The organism is Raoultella sp. (assembly GCF_039594335.1).
Lineage (GTDB): Bacteria > Pseudomonadota > Gammaproteobacteria > Enterobacterales > Enterobacteriaceae > Klebsiella.
On record NZ_JBCNNS010000057.1, the window covers coordinates 21,599 to 27,731 of the forward strand.

A 6,133-nucleotide genomic window follows, 5' to 3' on the forward strand; every position below is an offset into this window, starting at 1 on the left:
GCGGAACGGGTCTCTTTCCATTCGGCGTAGGGCCTCAGGCCGTACGTCGGGCAAACTCTTTTACCCGGAAGCCCAGCACCATTAAGGTGGCGAAATACGCCACCACACCCGCCACTACAACCGCCATCAGGCGCAGCAGACGGAACGGCATCGAGCCCTGTGACCACTCCGGCATGATATACATCATGCCCAACAGCGCCGCCGACATCACCAGCACCGCAACCACCAGCCGCAGCAGGAAGGAGAACCATCCCGGCTGCGGAGTAAAGATCTTTTGCTTACGCAGTTGCCAGTACAATAGAGCGGCGTTAAGGCAGGCCGCCAGACCGATAGACAGCGACAGCCCGGCATGCTTCAGCGGGCCAATAAAGATCAGGTTCATTACCTGGGTCATAATCAGCGTAACGATCGCGATTTTTACCGGCGTTTTAATGTCCTGTCGAGAATAAAAGCCCGGCGCCAGTACCTTAACGACAATCAGTCCCATCAGTCCGACGGAGTAAGCTACCAGCGCGCGTTGAGTCATCGCGGCATCAAAAGCGTTGAATTTCCCGTACTGAAACAACGCAACGGTGAGCGGCTTCGCGAGGATCCCCAGAGCCACGGCGCTTGGCAACGCCAGCAGAAAGCACAGGCGCAGCCCCCAGTCCATCAGGCGGCAGTACTCATCATGATTACCGCTAGCAAAGCTTTTTGACAGCGAGGGCAGCAGGATAGTCCCCAGCGCCACGCCAAGGACCCCGGACGGAAACTCCATCAGGCGATCCGCGTAATACATCCACGACACCGAACCTGACACCAGGAACGAGGCAAAGATAGTGTTGATAATCAATGAAATCTGGCTGACAGAAACGCCGAGGATCGCCGGTCCCATCTGTTTGACCACCCGCATTGCGCCGGCATCTTTCAGGTTAATACGCGGCAGAACCAGCATGCCGATTTTTTTCAGATGCGGCAGTTGATAGGCCAGCTGCAGCACGCCGCCGACGGCGACCGCCCACGCCATCGCCAGCATTGGCGGGTGAAAATAAGGCGCGGCAAACAGGGCAAAGCCAATCATGCTGACGTTAAGGAACGTCGGAGCGAAAGCGGGAACGGAAAAACGATTCCAGGTGTTAAGGATCGCTCCGGCTAACGACGCCAGTGAAATCAGCAGAATATAGGGAAAGGTGATGCGCAGCAGCTGGATAGTCAGGGTAAATTTATCCGGGCTGTCAGCAAAACCGGGCGCGGTCACGGTAATCACCCAGGGCGCCGCCAGCATTCCAAGAACGGTAACGACCGCCAGAACCAGGGTCAGCAGGCCAGAAACATAAGCCACAAACACGCGAGTCGCATCTTCACCCTGTTTGCTTTTATATTCGGCAAGAATAGGAACAAATGCCTGAGAGAACGCCCCTTCCGCGAAGATACGGCGCAGCAAATTCGGTAATTTAAACGCGACGAAAAAGGCATCGGTCGCCATCCCTGCGCCAAAAATTCGGGCGACGATAGCATCACGCGCAAACCCCAGAACGCGTGAAAACATGGTCATCGAACTGACTGCTGCCAGTGATTTTAAAAGGTTCATTAACGTGTTATTCCACAACCCTGAAGTAAAACGCCCGCGATTGCGGGCGCTGGAAAGTGGCGATAGTCTACCGGGTTCATCATGAATTACTACTCCCAGATGTTACAACCAATTATTCACTCATTGCCTCGCGCCAGAGTTTTTCGACCACCCGCTGGGCCAGCAGCGCCTGTTCACCCGCGGTTTCCGGAACCGTCTGATTTTGCACACATTCGATAAAGTGATGAGCGCAGCCGACAAAACCCCGTTGCTCCAGCGTGGTTTGCCAGCCCGGAACCGGACGCAGAATCACGCCCTGACCGCGCTCCTCCTGCCATTCGCGCATGTCGCAGACGGCGTACAGTCCGCCGTCAGTCACGGCCTGCACCCACTCTCGCTGGCTGCCGGCGCGACGGTGCATGCTGGTGGTGACGTCCAGTTGCGGCGTGCTGAAGTGGTGTTCGGCATAGAGCATTTCGCCCTGGGCCGTGGTGTGCAGCGAGCCTCCGCTCAGACGCGCGCTTCCGCCCGCCAGCCACAGCGCGGTATCCACCACATGCAGATAATCATCCAGCAACGTAAAACGCAGATCGTGGCCAATGCTGTCGCTGCGATGTTTATCCATGCGCAGCGATGCGGCGCTGCCCATCTGCGTTTTGAGTTCACGATACAGCGGCGCAAAGCGACGGTTAAAACCGACCATCAACGTGAGTTTGCGGCGCGCCGCCAGTTCAACCAACGACTCGGCCTCATTCAGCTTATCGGCCAGCGGTTTATCCACGCACACATGCACTCCGGCATTCAGCAGACGGCTGACTACCTCGAAATGCGACGCTGTTGAAGTATGCACAAAGACCGCATCGCACTGCGCCGCCAACTGCTCCAGCGAGTCGGCATAAGGAATGCGCCAGGTGTCGCAGATGCGCAACGCTTTCTCTTTACCCGGCGACCAGGCCGCCTGCAGCGTCCAGCCGTCAGCGGCACCCAGCACCGGCAGCCAGGCCTTCTGCGCAATGCCCCCTAATCCCACCACGCCAATGCGTAATTTCGCGGTCACGATTAATCCCCCAGGTGAGCCAGCAACGAGGCCAGTCGCTCTTTCAGTTCCGCGACTTCCCCTTCCAGCGCCTCAACCCGCGCGAGGAGATCATCGGTCGGCGGCGAGACGGCCTCAACGGCGGTAATCAGCGAGTCCATATCATCGCAAAACAGATGCATATAGCGGGATTCTCGTTTTCCCGGCTCACGCGGCAGACGAGCGACGAATGGCCCGTCATCCCGGGTTGCCAGGGTTTCCAGCACGTTCTCCACTTCCGCCATATCGCTAAAGTCATGCATTCGCTGCGCACGGCTGCGCAACTCGCCCGGCGTCTGCGCGCCGCGCAGCAGCAGCGTTGTCACGACCGCCACTTCCGCCGCAGACAGTTTCAGATCGCCAAATTCGGAATTACAAAAGCGCTGTTCATATTTGGTCACCCGATTGCCGAAACCGCTGACGGTACGCAGATAATGGCGTTTGACCAGGGTATCCAGCAGTTCCTGAATATCACTTTCGCTCAGCGACATCACCGGCTCACGATTGGTTTTCTGATTGCAGGCGGTCACCACCGCATTGACCGACAGCGGATATTGCTCAGGCGTGGTGACCTGTTTTTCCAGCAAACACCCGATGACGCGCGCTTCGTGTGCAGTTAACTGATATTTCATGCTTTCTCCTCAGCGACCCGGAGTCCAGTCCGGGGTCGTCAACGCCGTCAGGACATGGTCACGCCACTGCCCGTCAATCAGCAGATAATTTTTGGCGTACCCCTCTTTTTCAAAGCCAAGACGAGCCAGTAAATCGCCGCTACGTTGATTATGCGGCATGTAGTTGGCCATGATGCGATGGATATGCTGTGTGCGCTGCATATAGCGAATCGCCGTGGTCAGAGCCTCAAACATCAGCCCCTGACCTTGCCACTTCTCGCCAATGGAATAGCCGAGGTAGCAGGCATGAAACGACCCGCGTACCACATTGGAAAAATTTGCTACGCCGATGATCTCTTTCTCTTGCGGATCGAGCAACGCAAAATAGAATGCCGAGCCCTGCTTATGAAACTCGGAAATCATCGATAAACGCGCCTGCCAGCCAGAGGGGTAGCAGTGGCTGTCATCGCGCACCGGCTCCCAGGGTTTTAAGAACCCTTTATTCTCCGCGTAATAATCGGCCAGACGCCAGGCGTCACGATCGTATACCAGCCGTACCACCAGCCTGTCCGTCGTCAAACGCACCTTAGGTACGTTACTGCGATAGCCAAACATTCCCTTCTCCTGTTCCCCTGACTGATTACCCTGCTTCCTTCACTATACCTGTCCTGAACGCTTGTGTGAAAACAGCAACATACCATTTTCTGCACCAGCTCCCTTTTTCGATGAATAGACTCTATCGATCTTGCATTTTGATAAAAAAATATTGTCGCAAGGATGCTGGGAAAGTCAGCATCTTCCCCGCACACTATCCGGGTAACTGTTTTATTTTCCCTGGAGGGGAAATGTCCCGCGTATCGCAGGCAAGGAGCCTGGGTAAATATTTCCTGTTGGTCGACAACATGCTGGTGGTTCTGGGCTTTTTTGTCGTCTTCCCGCTGATTTCTATTCGCTTTGTTGACCAGATGGGCTGGGCCGCGCTGATGGTCGGGATTGCGCTCGGCCTGCGCCAGTTGGTACAGCAAGGATTAGGCATTTTGGGTGGCGCGATCGCCGATCGCTTTGGCGCCAAACCGATGATCGTCACCGGCATGCTTATGCGCGCGGGCGGTTTCGCGGCGATGGCTGTGGCAGATGAACCGTGGATTTTGTGGCTCGCCTGCATTCTCTCCGGCCTCGGCGGCACCCTGTTCGATCCGCCGCGCGCCGCGCTGGTGGTCAAACTGGTGCGTCCGCATCAGCGTGGGCGGTTCTTTTCTATTCTGATGATGCAGGACAGCGCCGGAGCGGTGATCGGCGCCCTGCTCGGCAGCTGGCTGCTGCAATATGACTTCCGTCTTGTGTGCTGCGTGGGCGCGGTGTTATTTATCGCCTGCGCCGCATTCAACGCCTGGTATCTGCCGGCGTGGAAGCTTTCCACCGTGAAGACACCGATTCGTGAAGGTCTGGGCCGGGTACTGCGCGATAAGCGCTTTGTCACCTACGTCCTGACACTCACCGGCTACTACATGTTGGCCGTCCAGGTGATGCTCATGTTGCCGATTATGGTTAATGACATCGCCGGTTCACCGACTGCGGTGAAATGGATGTACACCATTGAAGCGGCTATATCGTTGACCCTGCTCTACCCCATCGCCCGCTGGAGCGAACAGCGCTTTCGCCTGGAACATCGGCTGATGGCCGGGTTACTGGTGATGACCGTCGCCATGTTGCCCATTGGCTTGACCAGCAATTTACAGCAGCTGTTTACCCTGATTTGTATCTTCTATATCGGATCGATAGTCGCGGAACCAGCACGGGAAACGCTGGGGGCCTCTTTAGCCGACGCCCGGGCGCGCGGCAGCTATATGGGCTTTAGCCGGTTAGGGCTGGCCTTTGGTGGCGCGTTTGGCTACGCCGGCGGCGGGTGGCTGTTCGATGCCGGTAAAGCGCTGAATCAGCCCGAGCTACCGTGGCTGATGCTGGGTGCTATCGGCCTGTTTACCTTCATTGCCCTGTGGTGGCAGTTCAGCCAGAAGCGCTCGCCCTCCAGCATGCTGGAGCCACGTACCTGATCAGACATTCAACCTAAGGCTTGTTTTCAGCATTTTCCGCTAGTGCGTCGAATGCTGGCAGGCCATACTGCTTTATGTCAGGATAAGTCCTGGTATGACCGTTAAGGAATCCAATGAAAAAGATGTTTATCGTGGCCGCGCTCATTGTCAGCGGCCTTCTGAGCGGCTGTAACCAGCTAACGCAGTATTCAGTTAGCGAGCAGGAAATTAACCAGGCGCTGCAGAAACGTAACCATTTCGCCAAAGATATCGGCCTGCCGGGCGTGGCGGATGCACATATTGAATTGCACGATCTGAGCAGCGCGATTGGCCGTGAAGAGCCGAATAAAGTGACGCTGAGCGGTATGGCCAACCTGGATCTGAACTCGTTGTTCGGCAATCAGAAAGCCACCATCAATCTGAAGCTCAAAGCGCTGCCGGTCTTTAATAAAGAAAAAGGCGCGATCTTCCTGCAGGAGATGGAGGTCGTTGATGCGAAAGTGTCGCCTGAGAAGCTGCAATCCGTCGTACAGACGTTGATTCCCTACCTGAATCAGTCTCTGCGTAACTATTTTAACCAGCAGCCGGCCTACGTTCTGCGCGAAGATGCCAGCACCGGTGAAGCGCTGGCGAAAAAATACGCGAAAGGCATCGAAGTGAAGCCGGGCGAAATTATCATCCCGTTCACCAATTAATACGACGGGCGCTACGGCGCTCGTTTTTTTGTCACCCCTAAACCACCTCCTATGGGGGTGGCGATCGTTCATGTGGGGCTTTGCCCGTAGAATGCCCATGCGAAATACTGCCCCGGTTTGTTACCAGCAAATCAAGGAGTAAATAGCATGAACAGATATGAATCCGCTTC

The 6,133-nt window shown here is 56.0% G+C and carries 6 protein-coding genes; 2 read left to right on the forward strand and 4 right to left on the reverse strand.

Annotation, left to right across the window (positions count from 1 at the left end):
• Positions 1–34: 34 nt before the first annotated feature.
• From murJ to rimJ, 4 genes are all read right to left on the reverse strand, one after another.
• Positions 35–1,570, reverse strand: coding sequence for a murein biosynthesis integral membrane protein MurJ (gene murJ, locus ACZAHD_RS12130; RefSeq protein ID WP_462456993.1), 1,536 nt, complete (start codon positions 1,568–1,570; stop codon positions 35–37).
• A 112-nt stretch (positions 1,571–1,682) separates the two neighbouring features.
• A complete protein-coding gene (locus ACZAHD_RS12135) occupies positions 1,683–2,606 on the reverse strand; it encodes a Gfo/Idh/MocA family protein (RefSeq protein ID WP_462456994.1) in 924 nt (307 codons plus the stop codon).
• A 2-nt stretch (positions 2,607–2,608) separates the two neighbouring features.
• Entirely contained in the window at positions 2,609–3,256 is a 648-nt protein-coding gene (locus ACZAHD_RS12140) for a YceH family protein (RefSeq protein WP_462456995.1), read from the reverse strand.
• Between the two features lie 9 nt (positions 3,257–3,265).
• Positions 3,266–3,850, reverse strand: a complete 585-nt coding sequence (gene rimJ / locus ACZAHD_RS12145) for a ribosomal protein S5-alanine N-acetyltransferase (RefSeq protein WP_462456996.1) — start codon at positions 3,848–3,850, stop codon at positions 3,266–3,268.
• 230 nt (positions 3,851–4,080) lie between these two features.
• Between rimJ and mdtH the strand changes: the two genes are divergently transcribed.
• Both mdtH and ACZAHD_RS12155 read left to right on the forward strand, forming a co-directional pair.
• A complete protein-coding gene (gene mdtH, locus ACZAHD_RS12150) occupies positions 4,081–5,289 on the forward strand; it encodes a multidrug efflux MFS transporter MdtH (protein WP_462456997.1) in 1,209 nt (402 codons plus the stop codon).
• 113 nt (positions 5,290–5,402) lie between these two features.
• Positions 5,403–5,963, forward strand: coding sequence for a lipoprotein (locus ACZAHD_RS12155; RefSeq protein WP_462456998.1), 561 nt, complete (start codon positions 5,403–5,405; stop codon positions 5,961–5,963).
• Positions 5,964–6,133 lie beyond the last annotated feature (170 nt).

What these genes read in the sequence shown, in the direction of transcription:
- ACZAHD_RS12155 (WP_462456998.1), top strand. Translation starts at nt 5,403, where the DNA reads ATGAAAAAGATGTTTATCGTGGCCGCGCTCATTGTCAGCGGCCTTCTG.
- ACZAHD_RS12140 (WP_462456995.1), bottom strand. Translation starts at nt 3,256, where the DNA reads ATGAAATATCAGTTAACTGCACACGAAGCGCGCGTCATCGGGTGTTTG.
- rimJ (WP_462456996.1), bottom strand. Translation starts at nt 3,850, where the DNA reads ATGTTTGGCTATCGCAGTAACGTACCTAAGGTGCGTTTGACGACGGAC.
- mdtH (WP_462456997.1), top strand. Translation starts at nt 4,081, where the DNA reads ATGTCCCGCGTATCGCAGGCAAGGAGCCTGGGTAAATATTTCCTGTTG.
- murJ (WP_462456993.1), bottom strand. Translation starts at nt 1,570, where the DNA reads ATGAACCTTTTAAAATCACTGGCAGCAGTCAGTTCGATGACCATGTTT.